Genomic DNA, 20,591 nt, shown 5'->3' on the forward strand with positions numbered 1-20,591 from the left:
ACGGGGGCTCAGCGCGCCCCGTTGCCCTCCAGGTACGCGAGGACCGCCAGGACCCGGCGGTGGACCGAGCCGTCGTCCGGTTCCAGGCCGAGCTTGGCGAAGATGGAGCCGATGTGCTTGCTCACCGCCCTTTCGGTGACGACGAGTTCGGTGGCGATGGTGCCGTTCGCCTTGCCCTGGGCCATCAGTTCCAGAACCTCCCGCTCGCGGGGGGTGAGGCTCAGCAGCGGCTTCGCCGACGCCTTGCGGGTCAGCAGCTGGCTGACGACCTCGGGGTCGAGCGCGGTGCCGCCGGACGCCACCCGGTCCAGGGCCCGGAGGAACTGGTCGACGCGGCCCACCCGGTCCTTGAGCAGGTAGCCGATGCCCTGCGCGCCCTGGGCGAGCAGTTCGGCGGCATACGTCTCCTCGACGTACTGGGAGAGGACCAGGATCGGCAGGTCCGGCATCTCCTTGCGCGCGGCGATGGCGGCGCGCAGCCCCTCGTCGCGGAACGTGGGCGGCAGTCGTACGTCGAGGACGGCGGCGTCCGGGCGGTGCTCCAGCAGGGCGGGCAGCACCTCGGGGCCGGCCGCCGCGTCGGCCACCACCTCGTGGCCCGAGCTGGTGAGCAGGAGGATCAGGCCCTCCCGCAACAGGGCGTTGTCCTCGGCGATCACAATCCGCACGGCAGCTCCACTTCGATGTCCGTCGGCCCCCCGCTGGGGCTGCTGATGCGGGTGGTGCCGTCCAGGGCGGCGATCCGCCGCCTGATCCCGACCAGCCCGCTGCCGCCGCGTTCGTCCGCGCCGCCGTGCCCATCGTCGCCGATGGCCACGAGCAGGGCGCCGGGGGCCCGGTCGATCCGTACGTCTGCGGCCGTCGCGCCACTGTGCTTGTTGATGTTGGTGAGCGCCTCGGCGATCACGAAGTAGGCGGCGGCCTCGATGGCGGCCGGCAGCCGGAGCCCGTCCTCGACGCCGTCGAGTTCCACCGTGACGGGAACGGCGGAGTCCGCGGCCAACGCGCGTACGGCGCCGGTGAGCCCGCGGTCCGTCAGGATCGGCGGGTGGATGCCGCGGACCACGTGCCGCAGCTCCGCGAGCGCCGCGTCGACGCCGTCCTGCGCCTCGTCCAGGCGCTGTCGGGCCGCGGCCGGATCCCGGTCCAGGACCTGCTTGGCCAGACCGATGCGCATCGACAGGGCGACGATGCGGGCCTGGGCGCCGTCGTGCAGGTCCCGTTCGATACGGCGGAGTTCGGCGCCGTGCGCCTCGACCGCCCCGGCTCGACTGTGCGTCAGTTCAGCCACACGCACGATGAGTTGCGACGAAGGCGGGGCGTCCAGCAGGGACCTGGTCCAGCTCGCCGACAGTTCGGCGAGTACGGAATGCCAGCGCAGGACCAGGCCGCGGCGCTCGGGCGGCGGCGTGCCGTACTCGTCACTGCTCCTGCGGTCCAGCAGGTGCGCGGCGCTCAGCACGATGCCGTCCACCAGCAGTCCGACCGGCCACAGCAGCATCACGAGGTAACCGATGACATTGCCGGCCAGCGCCTGGAACGGCAGCCAGACGGCCTCGCGCCGGACAGCGGGATCCGTGAGTACGTGCCTGACCCGCTCGGCGAGTTCGCCGCCGTCGAGCGGCAGGTACGGCGTCGGCCGGAAGGGGACACCGAGGTACGCCGCCGCCCTGCGCCGCTCGGACTCCGCGAACCGGTGCAGCGCCTTGGCCGCCTCGGGCAGCGCCGGCAGCCCGACGACCACGACCGCGAAGAGCAGCGCCGCCAACACCAGGAACGTGGCGACGTACGCGAACAGTGCGATCGGGATACCGATGAAGACATAGCGCGACGCGTGCCAGGAACGCCGGACGGCGACCGTCAGCGGGGTGGGGGCGGTGCTCATGCCGCACCACGTTACGGGGGCTTGCCCGCCGCCGGAGTGGAGCGGTCACCCCGGTCGGTGGTGGTGCTGGCTGCACCCCCGTTCCGGGAGCGCGCACCCTCGTCCCGGCCCTCTGGCTCTCATAGCGTTTACGCAGGTCAGAACGTACGGAAGAAGCGAGGGGTCCACGGTGGAGACAACCACGGCAGTGCGCACGGCGGCGCTGGAGCTGGAGTTGGTGAGCCGACGCCACGGGCGGCGCGGCAGCGGCCGGGAGGCGGTCGCCCTCGACGCGGTCAGCTGCGTCGTCCCCGTGGGGAGCTTCACCGCGGTGGTCGGTCCTTCGGGGTCGGGCAAGAGCACGTTCCTCCAGTGCGCGGCAGGCCTGGACCGTCCTTCGTCGGGGAGTGTACGGATCGCCGGGACCGATCTCGGCACGCTGTCCGAGGCCGCGCTGACCCGGCTGCGCCGGGACCGGATCGGCTTCGTCTTCCAGTCGCACGCGCTGAACCTGGTGTCATCGCTGAGCATCGAGGAGAACGTCGTACTGCCCCTGGTCCTGGCCGGGGCCGATCCCGAGGCCGCTGACGTGCTGGACCGGGGGAGGCGGCTGCTGGAGCGGGTCGGCCTGTCCGGCCGGGGCGGTGACGGGCCGGGGACGCTGTCGGGCGGCCAGCAGCAACGGGTCGCTGTGGCGAGGGCGCTGGTGACCGACCCCGATGTGCTCTTCGCGGACGAGCCGACGGCCTCGCTGGATCCGGAGTCCGCGGCGCTGGTGCTGGGCCTGCTGCGGGACGCGGTACGGCTCGACGGGCGCACGGTCGTCATGGTCACCCATGACCCGATGGCGGCGAGCTGGGCCGACACCGTCCTGACGATGGACGGCGGCCGGCTGCGATGACGGTCACCGAAGCACGGAGGAAGCCGGTGCGCGCGACCGTACGGGCCGGGAGCCGGCGGGCCTCGGCATTTCTGGCCCGGCGCTCGCTGACGGCCCATCGCCGGGCCTGGACCGCCGTGTTCGCGTCGGCGGCGGCTGCGGCCGCGCTGCTCGGCGCCTTCGCCCTGGTGCTCGGCTCGCTGCTGCTGGCGAAGCCGCCGGTGGAGCGCTATGCCGGGGCGGACGCGGTGGTGGTGGCCGATCAGCGGGTCTCGTACACGGCGAAGCCCTGGGGCAGCGAGCCGCAGACGGTCACCGCCCATCTGCCGGAACGGGTGCGGCTGGAGAGTTCCGCGGTGACGCGGGCGGCAGCGGCGGACGGCGTGGCACGGGCCGTCGCGGACGACTCCGTTCCGGTGACGGTGGGCGACGGGGCGGCGGCGGTGGGCCGCTCCTGGCCGTCCGCCACGCTCACCTCGTACGCGCTCCTTGAGGGGCGCGCCCCTCGGACCGCCTCCGAGGTGGTCGTGGACGCGACCCTGGCGGACGCGGGCCGGCGCGTCACGCTGCAAGTGGGCGGCGCGGCGCGGCAGTACACCGTCAGCGGGGTGGCCGACACCGGTCACCATGTCGGCGCGCCCGCCGTGTTCTTCACCGAGGCGCGGCTCAGCGAACTGGCCGGACACCCGGGCACGGTGGACGCGATCGGTGTCCTGGCGGAGCGCGGCGTGTCCGCCGACGCGCTGCGGACGTCCCTTCAGGAGGCCGTGGCAGGCCAGAGCGGAGGCGAACGCGGTCTGCGCGTGCTGACGGGTGCCGAGCGCGGCGAGGCGGAGCACGTGGACGCGCTCGGCGGGCGCGGCGATCTCCTGGCGATGCTGGCGTCGATCGCCGGAACGGTGGTCATGGTGGCCCTGCTCGTGATCGCCACCACGGTGTCCCAGGCGGTGCACCAGCGCTCGGGCGAACTGGCCCTGTTGCGGGCGGTGGGGGCCACACCCCGGCAGCTCAGGTCGGCGGTCGGCCGTGAGGCGGGCCGGGTCGCGGTCGCCGCCGCGGTGCTGGGCGCGGCCGGCTCCATACCGCTCGGGCTGCTGATGCGGTCGCTGCTGACCACGGACCCGCTGCCGCTGCCCGTCCCGGTGTGGCTGCCGGTCGCGGCGGGGGTCGTGGGCGCGCTGCTCGTCGCCCTGGCCGCCCGGCCGGTGGCGCTGCTCGCCGCGCGTGCGGTGACCCGGATGCGGCCCGCGGCCGCCCTGAGCGCGGCGCGGGCGCCGGAGCCGGGCGAGCCGGGGCGGGTGCGCACCGGCGCCGGTGTGCTGCTGGCGGTCGCGGGGCTCGGTTCGGCCGGTACGGCGGCCACGTTGAGCGGCGGGTCCGCGGCCCTCGCCGCATCGGGTTCGGCCACCTCTCTGATCATCGCGGTGGCGCTGCTGGGTCCGTGGATAGCGCGGGTGTCGATGCGGGTGCTCGGCGCCCCGGCCCGGCGTGCGGGCGGGGTCTCCGGCTTCCTGGCCGCCCGGTCCGCCGCCGCGCACAACCGCCGGCTGGGGGCCGCGCTCACCCCGATCGTGCTGGTCGTCGCGTTCGTGTGCGTACAGCTGGCAGCAGGGACGACGCTGGAGCGGGCCTCGGACCGGCAGGCCGCGGACGCTCTGCGGGCCGACCTGGTCGTGACGGGCCCGGCGTCGGGTATCCCGGCGGAGGCGGCCGGGGCCGTGCGCGGGGCGCCCGGGGTGGCGGCGGCGACGGGCCTGCTGCGGTCGGCCGTCGTCCTCGCCCACCGCGAGGCCGGCGACCCGGCACTGGACCGCGTCCCCGTACTGGGCGTCACGGCCGACCAGTTGTCCCGGACGCTCGACGCCAGGGTGACGGCGGGCGACCCGGCCGGGCTCACGGGCCGGGGCACGGTCGCGGTCGGCCAGGACCGGGCGGACGACCTGGGCGTCGGCGTCGGGGACAAGGTGGCGCTGCGTCTCGGGGACGGTACGCAGGTACGCCTCGAGGTGGTGGCGCTCTACGAACGGTCGCTGGGGCTCGGCGAGTTCATGCTGCCCCGAGAGGCACTGGCCACCCATGTGTCGGCTCCGCGCGACCAGCAGATCCTGGTGCGCTCGGCGGACGGGGACGCGACATCGGCCGTACGGCGCGCGCTGACACCGTACAAGGGGCTCGATGTCCGCCCGGCGACGGCGGACGACGTGCGGATCAGCCCGTCGTCCTCGGACCAGGACGACGCCCTCATCATCATCGGCGTCGGAGTGATCGGCGGCTTCGCGCTGCTCGCCGTGGTCAGCACCCTGGCCCTGATCTCCGTCGGCCGCCGTCCGGAATTCCGCCTCCTGCGGCTGGTGGGCACCGGGCGCGGACAACTACTGCGGATGCGGGTGCTGGAGACGGGCCTGGTGACGGTGGCCGGTCTGACCATCGGCACCTCGGTCGCGGCGATCCCCCTGCTGGCGTTCGCACTCCCGGCGACGGGCGGGCTGCCGTACCTCCCGCCGGTGCAGTACGGAATCCTCGCGGCGGCCGTGACGACGGCGGCGGCCGTGGGCACGCTGTTCCCGGGGTCGCGGGGCGGCGGGCGCGGCGACTGTGTGGGCTGAGGCGGCGGCCCGCAAGGGCCACCGGCCGGGGCCCCGGCCTCAGCCCGCAGGGGCCACCGCCCCGGGCCCTCGCCCTCAGCCCGCCGCGAGTACGTCGTCGCCCGCCGCCCCCGCCAGCGCCTCCAGCACCGGGGCGATCAGCGGATGGGACTCGGCGCCCCGGCGTACCGCCGCGAAGACGCGGCGCGTCGGGGCGCTGCCCTGCACCGGGCGGACCACCACCCCGGCCAGGGCCACGCCGCGCAGCGCGGAACGCGGGACGAGGGCCACGCCGGCCCCCGCGCCCGCGAGGGCGACCACCGCGTGGAAGTCGTCCGAGGAGTGTTCGAGGTTCGGTGCGAAGCCGGCGTACTCGCAGGCCAGGACGACCACGTCGTGGCAGGGATTGCCCGGGTACGGGCCGATCCACGCGTCCTTCGCCAGGTCGGCGACGGCCACCTGATCCTGGCCGGCCAGCCGGTGGTCCACCGGGAGGACCGCGTCGAACGGTTCCGAGTACAGCGGTACGCGGGTCAGCCGCCGGTCGTCCTCGCCCGGTGCGCCGCGGTACTCGACGGCGACCGCCACATCGACCTGCCGGTCCAGCACCATGGGGACGCTCGCATCGCCCTCGGCGTCCTGGACGCGGACCTTGATGCCGGGCGCGGTCCGGTTCAGGGCCGTGATCGCGGGGGCGAGGACCAGGCCGATGCCGGTGGCGAACGCGGCGACGGTCACCGTACCGGCGTCCCCCGCGCTGTACGCGGCCAGCTCCGCCTCCGCCCGCTCCAGCTGGGCCAGCACCGCGTTGGTGTGGGTCAGCAGGATCTCCCCGGCCGGGGTCAGCCGGGCCCCGCGGGCGCCCCGCTCGACCAGCCGGTGTCCGGTCTCCTGCTCCAGCGCGGCGAGCTGCTGGGAGACGGCGGAGGGGGTCAGGTACAGCGCGGCGGCCGCGGCGGTCACCGTACGGTGATCCGCCACCGCCCGCAGGATGCGCAGCCGCCGTGCATCGATCATGTGACCTATTGTCCCAGGTCGCGCGGGGCGGCCCGGTCGCGCCTACTCCCCCAGCGCCGCCCGCGCGTCGACGAAGGCGTCGACCGCGCGGTTCACGTCCGCCGTGGAGTGGGCGGCGGAGAGCTGGACGCGGATGCGGGCCGCGCCCTGCGGGACGACCGGGTACGAGAACCCGATCACGTACACACCGCGCTCGAGGAGGAGCTCCGCCATCCGGCCTGCCTTCGCCGCGTCCCCGATCATCACGGGGGCGATGGCGTGGTCGCCGGGCAGGACGTCGAAGCCTTCCTCGGTCATCCGGGTTCGGAAGAGCGCGGTGTTGGCGTTGAGCTGCTCACGCAGGTCGCCCGCGGACTCCAGCAGGTCGATGACCTTCAGGGAGGCCGCCGCGATGACCGGGGCGAGCGAGTTGGAAAAGAGGTACGGGCGCGAGCGCTGGCGCAGCAGGGCGACGATCTCGGCGCGGGCGGCCACGTAACCGCCGGACGCGCCGCCGAGCGCCTTGCCGAGCGTGCCCGTGATGATGTCGACGCGGTCCATCACGTCGTGCAGCTCGGGCGTGCCGCGGCCGCCGGGTCCGACGAAGCCGACGGCGTGCGAGTCGTCGACCATGACCATGGCGTCGTAGCGCTCGGCGAGGTCGCAGATCTCGCGCAGCGGGGCGAGGTATCCGTCCATGGAGAAGACACCGTCGGTGACGACGAGGCGGCGCCGGGCCCCGGACGCCTCCTTGAGCTGCTGCTCCAGGTCGGCCATGTCGCGGTTGGCGTAGCGGAAGCGCTTTGCCTTGCACAGGCGGATGCCGTCGATGATCGAGGCGTGGTTGAGGGCGTCGGAGATGACCGCGTCCTCCGGGCCGAGGATGCTCTCGAAGACTCCGCCGTTGGCGTCGAAGCAGGAGGAGTAGAGGATCGTGTCCTCCTGGCCCAGGAAGGAGGAGAGCCGCTGCTCCAGCTCTTTGTGGACCTCCTGGGTGCCGCAGATGAAGCGGACGGAGGCCATGCCGTAGCCCCAGCGGTCCAGCGCCTCGTGCGCGGCGGCGATCACGTCGGGGTGGTCGGCGAGGCCCAGGTAGTTGTTGGCGCAGAAGTTCAGCACCTCGCCGGGACGGCCGCCGGCGGTGACGGCCACGGTCGCGGACTGCGGGGTGCCGATGACGCGCTCGGGCTTGTGCAGCCCGGCGGCCTCGATCTCCTGGAGGGTGGTGCGCAGGTCGTCACGTACGGAGTCGAACATACGGGATTCCTTAAGAGGTGTGAGGGTCAGACGGTCCAGTCGAGGATGACCTTGCCGCCGCGTCCGCTCGCCGCGTCGTCGAACGCCGCCTCGAAGTCGCGGTAGCCGTACCGGCCGGTGATCACCGGGGCGAGATCGAGGCCGCCCTCCAGCAGGACGGACATGGCGTACCAGGTCTCGTACATCTCGCGGCCGTAGATGCCCTTGATGGTGATCATGGAGGTGACGATCCGGGACCAGTCGACGGCGAACTCCTCGGACGGCAGTCCGAGCATCGCGATTCGGCCGCCGTGCGTCATGTTGCCGATCATGTCGCGCATGGCCTCGGGCCGGCCGGACATCTCCAGGCCGATGTCGAAGCCCTCGCGCAGCCCGAGTTCCCGCTGGCCGTCGGCGATGGTCTGCTCGCCGACGTTGAGGGCGAGGCTGACGCCCACCTTGCGGGCCAGTTCCAGGCGGGCTTCGCTGACGTCGGTGATCACGACGTTGCGGGCGCCGGCGTGCTTGGCGACCGCGGCGGCCATGATGCCGATCGGGCCGGCGCCGGTGATCAGGACGTCCTCACCGACCAGCGGGAAGGACAGCGCGGTGTGCACGGCGTTGCCGAACGGGTCGAAGATCGCGGCGATGTCCAGGTCGACGGGGACACGGTGCACCCACACGTTGGACGCGGGCAGCGCGACGTACTCGGCGAAGGCCCCGTCGCGTCCGACGCCGAGTCCCAGCGTGGAGCGGCAGAGGTGACGGCGGCCGGCCAGACAGTTGCGGCACTTCCCGCACACCAGGTGGCCCTCGCCGCTGACCAGGTCGCCGACGGCGATGTCGACGACGTCGGAACCGATCGCGGCGACCTCGCCGACGAACTCGTGGCCGAGGACGAGCGGGGTCTTGATGGACTGCTGGGCCCAGCCGTCGTAGTTACGGATGTGCAGGTCGGTGCCGCAGATGCCGGTACGGAGCACCTTGATCAGCACGTCCGAGGGGCCGGTCTCCGGCTCGGGCACGTCCATCAGCCACAGTCCCGGCTCGGCCTTCTGCTTCACGAGTGCCTTCACGGCTGCGGCTCCCTGTTACCTGGTACGGCGTTGATGTCCCCGGGCCGGGGGCATGCCTGCGGAAGCCTGCGGCCCGGGGAAGTATGAGAGGGACGACTGGCAGCGCGCTCGACCGGCTGCCGCGCACCATCCTCCGCCGTCACGGAGAAATCTGCCGTACCCCGCGCCCCAGGTCCATCGAGGATTTCTTAAGCGCGCCCGCAGCTTGGCTTCACGCCCGGCCGTACGGGCGCGGGTCCGCCTCCCCCGTTCGGCGGACGGGCTCCGGCCGGGTCAGGCGTACGGCCCCCGGCGCGGCCTCACACCGCCGACCAGCCGTCGTCCACAGGGAGGACCGCGCCGTTGATGTTGCTCGCCGCGTCCGAGGCGAGGAACAGGATCGCCGCGGCCTGCTCCTCGGGCCGGGCGATGCGGCCGAGGTTGACGAAGTGGGGGCCGAGCGCGGCGGGTCCGTGCGCGGCCGGGTCCGCGTCCGCGACGATGCCGGTGGCGGTGCCTCCCGGGGCGATGGCGTTCGCGCGGATGCCCTGCTTGCGGTACATCACCGCGAGGTTCTTGGTCAGGCCCACCAGGCCGTGCTTCGACGCCGTGTAGGCGGCGCCCGCCGCACTGCCCCGGAGGCCGGCCTCGGAAGCGGTGTTGACGATCGCGCCCCTGCCCGCGGCCAGCATGTGCGGCAGCACGGCGCGGGTGAGCTGGAACGGCGCGGTCAGGTTGACCCGCAGGACGCGCTCCCACTCCGCGTCGCTCACGTCCGCCGTCGCCGTCATCCGGTCCATGATTCCGGCGTTGTTCACCAGGACGTCCACGCCGCCGAAGCGCTCCACCGCCGTCCGCACCACCTCGTCCACGACCGCCTGGTCGCTGAGGTCGCCGGTGACGGCGACCGCGGTGCCGCCCGACGCCTCGATCGACGCGACCGCCGACGCGGCGCTGTCCGCGTCGAGATCCGCGACCACGACCCGGGCGCCCTCGTCGGCGAAGGCGAGGGCTGCCGCGCGGCCTATCCCCGATCCGGCCCCGGTGACGATGACGGCGCGTGTGTCGAATGTGCCTGCCATGAAGCGCTCCTGTTCCTCGTGCGGGGCTCCGATCGCCCCGGACGCCATCAGCCTACGATTTATTGTCTGTGAGTGACAAAAAGTCATGGTGGAGAATCCCGAGAACTCGATCACGCGATGAACGAAGCAGGAGGAAGACATGACCGCAGCCGGTGGCCGGACAGGACGTCCGCCCCTGACCGAGGCACGCCGGACCGAGGTCCGGCGGGAGATCGCCCGGGCGGCGGTGGACCTGTTCGTCACCCACGGCGTGACGTCCACGACCGGCGAACAGATCGGCCGGGCCGTCGGCCTGTCGGCGCGCACGCTGTGGCGCTACTTCCCCACCAAGGAGAGCTGCGTGACGCCCCTGTTCTCGGAAGGCATCGACACGCTCACCGCCTTCCTGCGGGAGTGGCCGTCCGGAGAGCCCCTGGACCGGGCCTGGGACGCCTGGCTGACGACGGGGCCGGACCTCACCGGCGGCCCCGACGAGGCCACCGTCCGCGCCCTGGTCCGGCTCACGCGCACCGAGCCGGGGCTACGTGCCGTCTGGCTCCAGACCTACGACGAGGCCGAGCCGGCGTTCGCCCGCGCCCTGGCCGAACGGTCCGGGCTGCCGCCCGACGACCTGCGCGTGACGATCCGCGCGGCGATGTTCAACGCGGCCCTGCGCGCGGCGGTCGAGCACTACGCCTGGCGGGACGCCGCCGCCCGGACCCCGCAGGTCGCCCGGGACGAGCGGGCGACGGCGAAGCGCGAACTGGAGGCGACCCTGCGCCAGGCCCTCGCCACCGCCGCCGAGGGAGTCAGGTAGCACCGCCGGGCGAATCGGGGGCCGGCTGAAGCGGGCCGGGGCCTCCGGCGCCGCGGCATCCGCCGTACGTGCCGCACACGGTCCGTCGCGGAGATGCCCCTCACCCGTTCCGCATGAACTCCCTCAGATGCCGGGCGAGTTCCTCCGGCCGGTCCTCCGGGATCAGGGTGTAACTGTCGGCGATCTCCACCAGCTCCCCCTTGGGCAGCATGCCGGCCAGCCGCCGCCCGTGTTCCGGGGGCATGACCCGGTCCTCGGAGGCCCAGGCGACGAGCGCCGGCCGGTCGAAGGTGCGCAGGGCTTCCGCCCATCGCAGGAGTTCGGCCTTCGGCGGGACGCCCAGGACGTACTTGCGCAGATCGCGGCGGATCTCCGGCGAAGTCCACAACGGCCTGAACCAGGCGTCCATCACCGCGTCCGGCACCGGCCGCTTGCTCATCCGGCCCCATGTCATCGGCAGCCGCCGCATCGGCTTGAACCTCAGCAGGGTGAAGGCCACGTTCAGGCCGCCGGGCATCCTGGCGGAGGCGTACAGGTTGTTGCCGGGGAGGCCGGGCGGGAAGTTGTCGAAGGCTTCGCAGGAAGTGAGGACCAGCTTGCCGATCCGCTGGTCCCTGCCGTCCGCGACCAGGGCCTGGGCGCCGCCCCAGTCGTTCATGACCAGGGTGACGTCGGTGAGGTCGAGCGCATCGAGGAACTCCGCGACCAGTCGTGCGACACCCAGGACCGACAGGTCCGCGTCGGGCCGCATCGGCCGGCGGTGGGCACCGAGCGGCAGCGTCGGGACAATGCACCGGTGGCCGGAACGCAGCCCGGCGACCACATGGCGCCACAGCGATCCGTCCATGGCCACACCATGGAGCAGGACGACGACCGGACCGTCGCCGCCGGTGTCCTCGTACTCCACAACGCCTGCGGAAAGCTCCAACTCGGCCACGTGACACATCTTTCGACTGGGCAGCGGCACGCGCGGCAGGCCACGCACCTCAAGGCCACCGTACCCGTGCCGTCCCAGCGGTGCGGAGACAGCGGCCACCGGAATGGAACTCGATTGCGTCCACCGGCGAATGACAGACGAACAACCCGAACAGGCCCGAGCCTTCGAGTCGCATCGACGAACGAAAGGAGCCCCGATGACCGTCGAACCCCCGGGTGTCCAGACCCGTGAGGAAGATCGCGAGGACGCTCGCGAGGGCAGCGACGCCCATGTGATCGAGCGGTCCCGGGATGAGCCCGAACTGTTTGCCGCGCTCTTCGACCGATACGCCGACGCCGTGCACCGTTACGCGGCCCGGCGGCTCGGCCCGGAGGCCGCAGAGGATCTGATGGCGGAGACGTTCACGACCGCCTTCCGGCGGCGCCACGCATATGACCTCACGCGCGCCGACGCCCGTCCGTGGCTGTTCGGCATCGCGACCAACCTGGTGAGCCGTCACCGCAGGGCCGAGGCACGCCGGTTCAAGGCGCTCTCCAAGGTGCCGGCACCGGTGGAACACCAGGAATCGGTCGCGGACCGCGCGGTCGCCAGAGCCGGCGCCACAGGGGTGCGCCGGGACCTGGCTGCCGCGCTGGCCGGGCTGTCCGCCCGGCACCGCGATGTCGTACTGCTGGTGGCCTGGGCCGACCTCGACTACGAGGAGGCGGCGCGGGCCCTCGGGGTGCCGATCGGCACCGTCAGATCCCGGCTGCACCGGGCTCGCAGCAGGCTGCGCGAAGCACTGGGCGGATCCGATCCGACAGCTTTCCGAGAGGCGGACGACCATGCGTGACATCGACGAACTGCTGGCCCTGAAGGACTACGAGGCGGGGGCACCGCCGCTCGACGACGAGACCCGGCGCCGGGCGCGGGCACGGCTGTTCGCCGCGATGACCGCGCCGGACGGACCCGCGCCGGTCCGCCGTAGGCCCGTCCTGCGCATCGCCCTCACGGGTGCGGTCGCGGCCTCGGTCGCCGCCGCCGTCCTGGTCGCCGTGCAGGAGGACGACGGCCCCAAGGGGACGACGGCGAAACCGCCGGCCGTCGGTTCTCCCCCGATGCGGAACGTGAGCGTGCAGACCGTGCTCAACGGCGCGGCCGCGTACGAGCGGAAGCACGAGCGGGTGGCCAGCCCGCGGGACGACCAGTTCATCTACACCAAGGAGATCATCAAGGAGACGAACCAGAGAACTGGTTCCACGAAGAGCTACACCGACGAGACCTGGCGCTCGGTGGACGGATCACAGCGCTCCTGGGTCATGGAGATCGGGCACGGCTGGTGGTCACCGCCGCTCGCGAAGAACGAGAGCGTCTGGCCGCCGCAGGACTGGGGCACGTTGAAGAAGCTCCCGGCCGACCCCGAGAAGCTGATCCTTTCGCTCCTGTCCAAGACCGGGCCCGACGACAGGAACGACTCGCTCGACGACATCACCGAGGAGGAGTGGTCCGAGATCCACTTCAGTCTCACCGGTCTGCTCAAGCTGGTGCCGGTGATGCCGCAGGGGCTCCGCCCCGCGGCGTACGAGGCGCTCGGCATGGTGCCCGGCGTGAGGACGGTGCCGAATCAGAAGGACGCCAAGGGCCGTACGGGCGTAGCCATCACGTACGACGACCCGATGCTCCCCGAGGGGTCCACGGGCTTCGGCGGCTACTTCGTCTTCGACCCGGAGACGTATCGGTTCCTCGGCTTCCGTGACGAGCGCACCTCCGACGACAGCAAAGGCCTGAACAGGTACACCCAGCTCTCCTACCTGGACAGTTGGGCGGTCGTCGACAAGGTCAGGCAGCAGCCGTGACGGGGAGGTAGCGCAGGAGTCCGTCGGGACGGCCGGGACCGGAGGGGGTCGTGGCCGTCCTCGGGCGTTCCGGCGCCGGGGCCACCTCGCAGCGACGCGTCCGGCCCGGGGGAACGGGTTGTACGCCGTTGGCCCGGTAGAGGCAGGCCCCGCCTCGTACCGCACCTGTCGGCGGTCGCAGAAGGAAGCCCCCCAGCCCACCCACCCACCCGTCGATTGACATGAACAGGTCTTGACCACTGCCGCCGCGGCTCCCTAATGTGAATAGGCATCAGACGTCTGCTGTCCGTTTTCAGAAAGTGGAGTTGTTCCATGACCGGAAGACGAACCCTCCTCCTCGCAGCCCTGTCGCTGCCGCTGGCGTCCCTCCTGACCGCGGCCCCCACCTCAGCGGCGCCGGCCGCCGCACCGGCCGCAGCGCAGTCCTTCTTCGTCGACTGCGGCGCCACCACCGCGGGCAACGGAACCCGGACCACACCCTGGGACTCACTGGCTCCGGTGAACGCCCACACCTTCCGGGCGGGCGACTCGATCCTTCTCAGACGCGGCTCCACCTGCACCGGCCAGACGCTCTTCCCGAAGGGGTCGGGCGCGGCCGGCGCCCCGATCGTGGTCGACGCGTACGGCACGGGCGCCAAGCCCGCGCTGGCCGGCGCCGGGCAGGTCACCGATGTCGTACGGCTCGCGGACCAGCAGTACTGGGAGCTGCGCAACCTGGACGTCTCCAACAAGGGTGCGGCCGCCGCGACCCGCCGCGGCGTCCACATCACCAGGACCGACTCGGGCACCGGCACCTACTACCGGCTCACGGGCCTCGACGTCCATGACGTCAACGGGAACCAGACCAAGAAGGACGACGACGCCAGCGCCGGAATCTTCTTCGAGGTCCTGGGCAACACGACACCGACGAAGTTCGACGACGTCGTGCTCACGGGCAACACGGTGCGGGCCGTGGACCGTTATGGGATCCACTTCTGGACCCGCTGGATGAAGCGCCCGGAGCTCAACAACGCCAACTGCGGTACGACCTGCGGAGCGTGGACGCCGCAGACGAGGGTCGTCATCCGCCAGAACACCGTCACCGACATCGGCGGCGACGCGATCGTCCCGCACCACACCGAGAGGGCACTCCTCGAGTACAACAAGGTCGACGGATTCCGCGAGCGCGAGCCCGCCCACTGCGCGGCCGGCCTCTGGGGGTGGAACACCCAGGACGCGCTGTACCAGTTCAACGAGGTGAGCGGCGGCAAGAGCACCTGCGACGGTCAGGGGCTCGACCTCGACGAGGCCAACATCCACACCGTTTACCAGTACAACTACAGCCACGACAACGAGGGTGGCTTCATCCTCCTGTGCAACGGCTCCGGGTCGACGACCACCGACAACATCGTCCGGTACAACATCAGCCAGAACGACGGCGGCCAGCTCTTCGACATGGTCTGCGCCAAGACGACCAACACGCAGATCTACAACAACACCTTCTACCTCGCCGAGCCGGTCGAGATCATCAGCAACTCGAACGGGTCGGCCGCGGCGAACGCCACGTTCACCAACAACATCTTCCACGTGGCGACGGACGGGGCGAGCTACGTCAACGCCGCCGGCCTCGGGTACGACTCGAACGTCTTCTACGGCGCGCACCCGGCCGGTGAGCCGGCCGACGCCCACAAGGTGACGACCGACCCGAAGCTGACGTCCCCCGGCACGGCCACCTCACGCACGGACGCCGACGGCTACCGGCTGCTGGCGGGCTCCTCCGCCCTGGCCAACGGCGCGGTCGTGCCGGGCGCGGGCGCACGTGACTACTTCGGCGGCACCGTAACGGCCGGCTGCGTGCCCGACCGCGGGGCGCACCAGTCGTCCACCACGTGCGTCGAGCCGACGGGTCCCGCGACCGGGATCAACCGGATCTCCGCCGGCACCCAGGCGATCGACGTACCGGCGCACTCCACGACCCAGGGCACGCAGCTGAACGGCTGGCTCTGGAACGGCGGCGACAACCAGAAGTGGAACGTCTCGGCGAACACCGACGGGACGTACACGCTGAAGAACGTGCACAGCGGCCTGTGCGCCGAGGTCTACCAGAACTCCAAGGCGGCGGGGGCCGCCATCGACCAGTGGGCGTGCAGCGGCGACGCGAACCAGCGCTGGGCCGCCACCCCCACGACCGGCGGCTACGAGCTGACGAGCAAGTCCAGCGGACTGCTGCTCACCGCGGCCTCCACCACGAACGGGGCGCTGCTCACCCAGCAGACGGCCTCCACCACCGCGGTCCAGACGTGGGCCTTCACCCAGCTGTCCTGACCGGACCGCGGTAGACACAGCGGGGCCGGGCGCCGAAGCGGGCACCCGGCCCCGTTCGCGTGCCCGCCTCCACCGGAGCCGCACCCGACGGCGCCCACGCGCTCAGTCGCGCGGCCAGGGCCGCCCGTCGAGGTGCTCGATGTCGCGGTTGAGACGAGCGAGGTTGTCCGCGAACTGGGCCGCCTCCTCCGGGGTCCACTCGGCCAGTACGCGCTGCAGACCGTCCCGGTTCTCGGCCCGGTCCTTGTCCAGCCGGTGCTCACCCTCGGCCGTGATGGCGAACTTCCTGGCGATCCCGCCGTCCGGGTCGGGGATGCGCTCGACGACTCCGATACGCAGCATCGCGGCGGTCTGCCGGTTCAGCGTGGAGGTGTCGAGGCCGAAGGCCTCGTGCAGCTGACCGATGGACATCGGGCCCTGGGCCCGGATGCGGCTGAGAAGGATGTAGGCGCTCCGGTCGAGCCGCCCGCCGCCTCGCGAGGTCAGCAGACTCATATGCCGCCCGAGCAGCATCGTCTCGAACTCGATCCGGTCCACAGGCATGTCCACGCAAGGCTTCCTTCGACTGCCGGGCTCGCCTCCCCGCAGGGCGGGCGACCTCTTTTGTACATATATACCACAGGTATGCATCATGCACTGGATGTGCATAATACAGTTCTAGTGTACCGTGCACAGCAAATGCATGATGCAATCACTTATGCCCGGCAGAGCTACAGGAGCACTCGTGAACACATCCCGGCCCGCACCCCGCTCCGGCGGTGTTGTCGGCATCCTCGCCCTCGCGGGCATCGTGGCCGCGATCACGCAGACCCTCGTGGTGCCACTGATCGCGGAGCTCCCGGCGATCCTGGGCACCTCCTCGTCGAACGCCTCCTGGGTCATCACCGCGACGCTCCTCGCCGCCGCCGTGGCCACGCCCGTCGCCGGACGCCTCGGCGACATGTTCGGCAAGCGGCGCATGCTGCTCGCCTCCCTGGTCCCGCTCATCGCCGGCTCGGTGGTCTGCGCCCTGTCCTCCTCCGTGGTCCCGATGATCGTCGGCCGGGGACTGCAGGGGCTCGGAATGGGCGTGGTGCCGCTGGGCATCAGCCTGCTGCGTGACGTGGTGCCGGCCGAGAAGCTCGGGTCGTCCATCGCGGTCATGAGCGCGTCCATGGGCGTCGGTGGCGCGCTCGGACTCCCCTTCGCCGCGGCCATCGCCGAGAACTCCAGCTGGCGGGTCCTGTTCTGGGTCGTCGCCGCGCTGTCCCTGGCCATCGGCGCACTGATCTGGTTCCTCGTCCCCGGCGACGCGAAGGGCAAGACCTCACAGGGCTTCGACGTGCTCGGCGCCATCGGTCTCGGCATCGCGCTGATCTGCCTCCTCCTCGGCGTCTCCAAGGGCGCCGACTGGGGCTGGGGCAGCGGCACCACCCTCGGCCTGCTCGGCGCCTCGGTCCTCGTCCTGCTCGTCTGGGGCCGGTGGGAGCTGCGCACCACCGACCCGCTCGTCGACCTGCGGGTCACCGCACGCCCTCAGATCCTCCTGACGAACGCGGCCTCGATCCTCATCGGCTTCTCCATGTACGCCCAGTCCTTGGTCGTACCCCAGCTGTTCCAGCTGCCCGAGGCGACGGGCTACGGCCTGGGCCAGTCGATGCTCGCCATGGGCCTGTGGATGGCCCCCGCGGGCCTGATGATGATGATCATGTCGCCGGTCGGCGCCAAGGTCTCCGCGGCCAAGGGCCCCAAGGTCACCCTCGCCATCGGCGCGCTGATCATCTCCCTCGGCTACGGCCTCGCCGTACCGATGATCGACGGCGGCTCCACCTGGAGCCTGCTCGTGGTGACCCTCGTCTGCAACACCGGTGTCGGCTTCGCCTACGGCGCCATGCCCGCGCTCATCATGGGTGCCGTGCCGCAGTCCGAGACCGCCTCCGCCAACAGCTTCAACACCCTGATGCGCTCGATCGGCAGCTCCCTCGCCGCCGCCGTCATCGGCGTGGTGATGGCCCAGATGACCACCGACTTCGGCGGCCACGCCCTGACGACGGCAGCCGGCTTCCGCGCCGCCATGCTCATCGGCTGCGGCGTCGCCCTCGCCGCGGCGGTCATCGCCGTCCTCATCCCCGTACGTGCATCGGCGCTGAAGGACCCGCTCGGCGCGGAGCCCGCGATGCCCGAGGTCACCGCAGCCAAGGCCTGACATGGCGTGCGGTGCCCCGAGGTGACCTGAGGCGGCCCGCCATGGCCGAAAAGGTTTGAGCGGTGCCCCACCACCCGAAAAGGTTGTCCTGTCCCTTCCAGGGGCAGGACAACCCGCCTTTGCCTCGAACCGTTCACCGCCCCGGCCGTAGACTCGCCGGATGGCGAAGTATTTCGACGTACATCCCGAAAATCCCCAGCGGCGCACCATCACCAACGTGGCCGAAAGCATCCGCTCCGGCTCACTCGTCGCGTATCCGACGGACTCCTGCTACGCGCTCGGGTGTCAGCTCGGCAGCCGCGACGGCATCTCCCGCATCCGCACGATCCGCCATCTCGACGACCGTCATCACTTCACGCTCATGTGCCAGAACTTCGCCCAGCTCGGGCAGTTCGTACAGATCGACAACGACGTGTTCCGCGCCATCAAGGCCGCGACCCCCGGCCAGTACACCTTCATCCTTCCGGCGACGAAGGAGGTGCCGCGTCAGCTGCTGCACCCGAAGAAGAAGACCGTCGGCGTCCGCATCCCCGACCACGCCGTCGTCCAGGCCCTGTTGGAGGAGCTCGGCGAGCCGCTGCTCTCCAGCACCCTGCTCCTGCCCGACGAGGAGGAGCCGATGACCCAGGGCTGGGAGATCAAGGAGCGCCTCGACCACGAGGTGGACGTCGTCGTCGACTCGGGCGACTGCGGTACGGAGCCGACCACCGTCATCGACTTCTCCAGCGGCGAGCTGGAGATCGTACGACGCGGAGCAGGCGACCCCTCCCGCTTCGAGTAAACGGGCCCGCGGGCCGGGCCCACGCCCCGGCCCGCCGCCCCCGCTCCCTGCCGCCTCGACCCCGGAGGACCTGACCGGTCATGCCTCGTGCCGTCACACTGATACGTTCCGCCGCCCTGTCCGACGTCGCCGAGTACGCCTACGCCGCCACGGCCCCCGCCGAGGCACGGCTGATCTTCCTCGCGGGCGCGTGCCCGCTGAACGAGGACGGCTCGACGGCGGCGATCGGGGACTACGCCGGCCAGGCGGCGAAAGCCCTGGAGAACATGCGCACCGCGCTCAAGGACGCGGGCGCGTCCCTGGAGGACGTCATCAGCACCCGCGTGCTCGTCGCCTCCACCCGCCAGGAGGACCTGGGAACCGCCTGGAAGGTGGTCCGGGACGCGTTCGGCGACCATGACGTTCCCAGCACCTTGATGGGCGTCACCGTGCTCGGCTACAGCGACCAGCTCGTCGAGATCGAATCCGTCGCCGCCGTCCTCGACGCCTGACGCGCCGGTCGCCCCCACCGCCTGGACGCACTTCGTCGCGTACGCGGTCCAGGGCTGAGCGCACGCCCTGCGTGCCCGGGCCCCAAGTCCCCGGGCACGCAGGCGCGAGAGGACATAGGAATCCCCTATAGCCGCTACTGCTCTTTGGTCTTTGCCTCGCATTCTCTCCCGGCCGTAACGTCGGAACAGCTCGACGACGACGCGTTCCACTTCCGTCGAGCGGACGCGTACGACATTCCCGAGAGGACCAGCGGCATGACCACGATCACGACGAAGAACGAATCGGGCACACGCGAACTCGCCGGAAAGCGAGCCCTGGTCACAGGCGGTTCCCGCGGAATCGGAGCGGCCATCGTGCGCCAACTCCGCGACGCAGGGGCCGAGGTGCTCACGACGGCCCGGTCGGCGGCGAGCGCGGTACCGGACGGCGTCACCTTCGTGGAGGCCGACGTGCGGACACGAGCCGGTGCGGAGACCATCGCCGCCGCCGCGCAGGAGGTGCTCGGCGGGGTGGACATCCTGGTCAACAACGCGGGTGGGGCCGGGCCGTTCCGGCAGACCGCGGACATTCCCGACGAGGAGTGGCAGGACCAACTGAACCTGAACTACCTGGCCTCCGTACGGCTGGACGCGCTGCTGGCGCCGGGGATGCGGGAGCGGGGTTCGGGGGCGATCGTGCACGTCTCCTCGGCCGCGACCCCGTTCACTCCCCCGCCGTTCCTGCACTACACGGCGGCCAAGGCAGCACTGGAGAACTACAGCCGGGGGCTGGCCCTGGAGTTGGCGTCCTCCGGCATCCGGGTCAACATCGTCAGCCCCGGCAGGACCGAGACCCCGGGCGGCGAAGCGACGCGGGAGGAGTGGGCGCGTATGGTCCCCGGCACGGGCGCGGACGACAACGGTGTGCCCTTGGGGCGTGTGGGCCGGCCCGATGACATCGCCGACGCGGTGCTGTTCCTCGTGTCCGACCGGGCGAGCTGGGTGACCGGGAACATTCTCACCGTGGACGGCGGTGAATTCCCCAGAAGCTGATTCCTCCGAATTCCGGAGCGCAGGAAGAAGAGCGGTGGCGGCGCCAAGTGAGGCGCCGTCACCGCTTTTCGCACAGCTGTTATCAGTTGAGCGTCAGCTGCCCGATGATGGGTCTGGCGGCGTACGCCCCTGTCTGGGTGGCGGCGGGACTGGTCCTGGCAGCGATCTTCGTCCATAGCCTGGGAGAGGTCTGGGAGTCCTCGGCGGGCTTCGCCCTCGGCTTCGGCCTCGCCCCCGACCATGCTCATGGCCAGTACCAAGGTCTCCTCGGCCTCGGCTTCAGTGCGGGCCAGGCTCTTGCCCCCGCGATCCTCATCACGGTGGTACTCGGCCTCGGCACTGCGGGCTGGCTGCTGCTCGCGGTGTTCTTCGCGGCGCTGGGTGCTGCCGGCCCGTCACTTGCCCGCTGGGGTATGCGGAGCCGGCCGCGGAGCGGCTTCGACGGTGGTGCCCAGGACGGGACGCGGGGGGCGATCGCGGAAGTCGAACGAGACACATAAGGGTGGGTCTCTCCGCTCGTTGTCCGGCGAGT

The 20,591-nt window shown here is 71.6% G+C and carries 19 protein-coding genes; 11 read left to right on the forward strand and 8 right to left on the reverse strand.

Annotation, left to right across the window (positions count from 1 at the left end):
* Window positions 1-8 precede the first annotated feature (8 nt).
* Together ACFYPA_RS06640 and ACFYPA_RS06645 are read right to left on the reverse strand one after the other, a co-directional pair.
* Window positions 9-668, reverse strand: coding sequence for a response regulator transcription factor (locus ACFYPA_RS06640; RefSeq protein WP_359318924.1), 660 nt, complete (start codon window positions 666-668; stop codon window positions 9-11).
* Window positions 656-1,885: a sensor domain-containing protein gene (locus ACFYPA_RS06645; protein WP_359318925.1), complete on the reverse strand. Its 1,230-nt coding sequence runs from the start codon at window positions 1,883-1,885 to the stop codon at window positions 656-658. Before ACFYPA_RS06645 ends, ACFYPA_RS06640 begins: the two co-directional genes overlap by 13 nt.
* Before the next feature lie 169 nt (window positions 1,886-2,054).
* Here ACFYPA_RS06645 and ACFYPA_RS06650 point away from each other — a divergent pair, with 169 nt between their 5' ends.
* Both ACFYPA_RS06650 and ACFYPA_RS06655 read left to right on the forward strand, forming a co-directional pair.
* The gene (locus ACFYPA_RS06650; protein WP_359318927.1) at window positions 2,055-2,765 is read left to right on the forward strand and encodes an ABC transporter ATP-binding protein; all 711 of its coding nucleotides are present in this window, start codon (window positions 2,055-2,057) and stop codon (window positions 2,763-2,765) included.
* A complete protein-coding gene (locus tag ACFYPA_RS06655; RefSeq protein WP_359318929.1) occupies window positions 2,762-5,350 on the forward strand; it encodes an FtsX-like permease family protein in 2,589 nt (862 codons plus the stop codon). The genes ACFYPA_RS06650 and ACFYPA_RS06655 overlap by 4 nt, the downstream gene beginning before the upstream one ends.
* Window positions 5,351-5,425: 75 nt before the next feature.
* Here the strand turns inward: ACFYPA_RS06655 and ACFYPA_RS06660 are convergent, their stop codons facing one another.
* From ACFYPA_RS06660 to ACFYPA_RS06675, 4 genes are all read right to left on the reverse strand, one after another.
* The gene (locus ACFYPA_RS06660; RefSeq protein WP_359081734.1) at window positions 5,426-6,346 is read right to left on the reverse strand and encodes a LysR family transcriptional regulator; all 921 of its coding nucleotides are present in this window, start codon (window positions 6,344-6,346) and stop codon (window positions 5,426-5,428) included.
* Between the two features lie 42 nt (window positions 6,347-6,388).
* Window positions 6,389-7,582: a glycine C-acetyltransferase gene (locus tag ACFYPA_RS06665; protein ID WP_359318931.1), complete on the reverse strand. Its 1,194-nt coding sequence runs from the start codon at window positions 7,580-7,582 to the stop codon at window positions 6,389-6,391.
* Between the two features lie 26 nt (window positions 7,583-7,608).
* On the reverse strand, window positions 7,609-8,637 hold the full coding sequence (gene tdh, locus ACFYPA_RS06670; protein ID WP_359081730.1) for an L-threonine 3-dehydrogenase: 1,029 nt from the start codon (window positions 8,635-8,637) through the stop codon (window positions 7,609-7,611).
* A gap of 299 nt (window positions 8,638-8,936) precedes the next feature.
* A complete protein-coding gene (locus ACFYPA_RS06675; RefSeq protein WP_359318932.1) occupies window positions 8,937-9,698 on the reverse strand; it encodes a glucose 1-dehydrogenase in 762 nt (253 codons plus the stop codon).
* A gap of 139 nt (window positions 9,699-9,837) precedes the next feature.
* Here ACFYPA_RS06675 and ACFYPA_RS06680 point away from each other — a divergent pair, with 139 nt between their 5' ends.
* Window positions 9,838-10,494 carry a TetR/AcrR family transcriptional regulator gene (locus ACFYPA_RS06680; RefSeq protein ID WP_359318934.1) on the forward strand — a complete coding sequence of 219 codons (657 nt, stop codon included), beginning with the start codon at window positions 9,838-9,840 and terminating at the stop codon, window positions 10,492-10,494.
* A gap of 100 nt (window positions 10,495-10,594) precedes the next feature.
* Here the strand turns inward: ACFYPA_RS06680 and ACFYPA_RS06685 are convergent, their stop codons facing one another.
* Entirely contained in the window at window positions 10,595-11,431 is an 837-nt protein-coding gene (locus ACFYPA_RS06685; RefSeq protein ID WP_359318936.1) for an alpha/beta hydrolase, read from the reverse strand.
* A gap of 196 nt (window positions 11,432-11,627) precedes the next feature.
* On the opposite strand from ACFYPA_RS06685, the gene ACFYPA_RS06690 reads away from it, so the two are divergent.
* The 3 genes from ACFYPA_RS06690 to ACFYPA_RS06700 all read left to right on the forward strand — a co-directional run bounded on the left by ACFYPA_RS06690 (window position 11,628) and on the right by ACFYPA_RS06700 (window position 15,570).
* On the forward strand, window positions 11,628-12,263 hold the full coding sequence (locus ACFYPA_RS06690) for an RNA polymerase sigma factor (protein ID WP_359318938.1): 636 nt from the start codon (window positions 11,628-11,630) through the stop codon (window positions 12,261-12,263).
* On the forward strand, window positions 12,256-13,266 hold the full coding sequence (locus tag ACFYPA_RS06695; RefSeq protein WP_359318939.1) for a CU044_5270 family protein: 1,011 nt from the start codon (window positions 12,256-12,258) through the stop codon (window positions 13,264-13,266). The genes ACFYPA_RS06690 and ACFYPA_RS06695 overlap by 8 nt, the downstream gene beginning before the upstream one ends.
* Window positions 13,267-13,578: 312 nt before the next feature.
* A complete protein-coding gene (locus ACFYPA_RS06700) occupies window positions 13,579-15,570 on the forward strand; it encodes an RICIN domain-containing protein (RefSeq protein WP_389130171.1) in 1,992 nt (663 codons plus the stop codon).
* Window positions 15,571-15,672: 102 nt separating this feature from the next.
* On the opposite strand, the gene ACFYPA_RS06705 is transcribed toward ACFYPA_RS06700, so the two are convergent.
* Window positions 15,673-16,119 carry a MarR family transcriptional regulator gene (locus ACFYPA_RS06705; protein WP_359081717.1) on the reverse strand — a complete coding sequence of 149 codons (447 nt, stop codon included), beginning with the start codon at window positions 16,117-16,119 and terminating at the stop codon, window positions 15,673-15,675.
* 148 nt (window positions 16,120-16,267) lie between these two features.
* Here ACFYPA_RS06705 and ACFYPA_RS06710 point away from each other — a divergent pair, with 148 nt between their 5' ends.
* The 5 genes from ACFYPA_RS06710 (at window position 16,268) to ACFYPA_RS06730 (ending at window position 20,559) form a co-directional block, all read left to right on the forward strand.
* Entirely contained in the window at window positions 16,268-17,755 is a 1,488-nt protein-coding gene (locus ACFYPA_RS06710; RefSeq protein WP_389130401.1) for an MFS transporter, read from the forward strand.
* A 160-nt stretch (window positions 17,756-17,915) separates the two neighbouring features.
* Complete coding sequence (locus ACFYPA_RS06715) at window positions 17,916-18,536, forward strand: L-threonylcarbamoyladenylate synthase (protein ID WP_359081713.1); 621 nt, start codon at window positions 17,916-17,918, stop codon at window positions 18,534-18,536.
* An 80-nt stretch (window positions 18,537-18,616) separates the two neighbouring features.
* Window positions 18,617-19,027 (forward strand): Rid family hydrolase, encoded by a 411-nt coding sequence (locus tag ACFYPA_RS06720; protein ID WP_359081711.1) that lies wholly within the window; start codon window positions 18,617-18,619, stop codon window positions 19,025-19,027.
* 255 nt (window positions 19,028-19,282) lie between these two features.
* A complete protein-coding gene (locus ACFYPA_RS06725) occupies window positions 19,283-20,059 on the forward strand; it encodes an oxidoreductase (protein ID WP_389130176.1) in 777 nt (258 codons plus the stop codon).
* Window positions 20,060-20,145: 86 nt separating this feature from the next.
* A complete protein-coding gene (locus ACFYPA_RS06730; RefSeq protein WP_389130179.1) occupies window positions 20,146-20,559 on the forward strand; it encodes a hypothetical protein in 414 nt (137 codons plus the stop codon).
* Window positions 20,560-20,591: the final 32 nt, after the last annotated feature.

It is taken from the genome of Streptomyces sp. NPDC005775 (assembly GCF_042871565.1).
Taxonomy (GTDB): domain Bacteria; phylum Actinomycetota; class Actinomycetes; order Streptomycetales; family Streptomycetaceae; genus Streptomyces.

What these genes read in the sequence shown, in the direction of transcription:
- ACFYPA_RS06645 (WP_359318925.1), bottom strand. Translation starts at nt 1,885, where the DNA reads ATGAGCACCGCCCCCACCCCGCTGACGGTCGCCGTCCGGCGTTCCTGG.
- ACFYPA_RS06655 (WP_359318929.1), top strand. Translation starts at nt 2,762, where the DNA reads ATGACGGTCACCGAAGCACGGAGGAAGCCGGTGCGCGCGACCGTACGG.
- ACFYPA_RS06660 (WP_359081734.1), bottom strand. Translation starts at nt 6,346, where the DNA reads ATGATCGATGCACGGCGGCTGCGCATCCTGCGGGCGGTGGCGGATCAC.
- ACFYPA_RS06665 (WP_359318931.1), bottom strand. Translation starts at nt 7,582, where the DNA reads ATGTTCGACTCCGTACGTGACGACCTGCGCACCACCCTCCAGGAGATC.
- ACFYPA_RS06675 (WP_359318932.1), bottom strand. Translation starts at nt 9,698, where the DNA reads ATGGCAGGCACATTCGACACACGCGCCGTCATCGTCACCGGGGCCGGA.
- ACFYPA_RS06680 (WP_359318934.1), top strand. Translation starts at nt 9,838, where the DNA reads ATGACCGCAGCCGGTGGCCGGACAGGACGTCCGCCCCTGACCGAGGCA.
- ACFYPA_RS06690 (WP_359318938.1), top strand. Translation starts at nt 11,628, where the DNA reads ATGACCGTCGAACCCCCGGGTGTCCAGACCCGTGAGGAAGATCGCGAG.
- ACFYPA_RS06695 (WP_359318939.1), top strand. Translation starts at nt 12,256, where the DNA reads ATGCGTGACATCGACGAACTGCTGGCCCTGAAGGACTACGAGGCGGGG.
- ACFYPA_RS06700 (WP_389130171.1), top strand. Translation starts at nt 13,579, where the DNA reads ATGACCGGAAGACGAACCCTCCTCCTCGCAGCCCTGTCGCTGCCGCTG.
- ACFYPA_RS06710 (WP_389130401.1), top strand. Translation starts at nt 16,268, where the DNA reads ATGCCCGGCAGAGCTACAGGAGCACTCGTGAACACATCCCGGCCCGCA.
- ACFYPA_RS06715 (WP_359081713.1), top strand. Translation starts at nt 17,916, where the DNA reads ATGGCGAAGTATTTCGACGTACATCCCGAAAATCCCCAGCGGCGCACC.
- ACFYPA_RS06720 (WP_359081711.1), top strand. Translation starts at nt 18,617, where the DNA reads ATGCCTCGTGCCGTCACACTGATACGTTCCGCCGCCCTGTCCGACGTC.
- ACFYPA_RS06725 (WP_389130176.1), top strand. Translation starts at nt 19,283, where the DNA reads ATGACCACGATCACGACGAAGAACGAATCGGGCACACGCGAACTCGCC.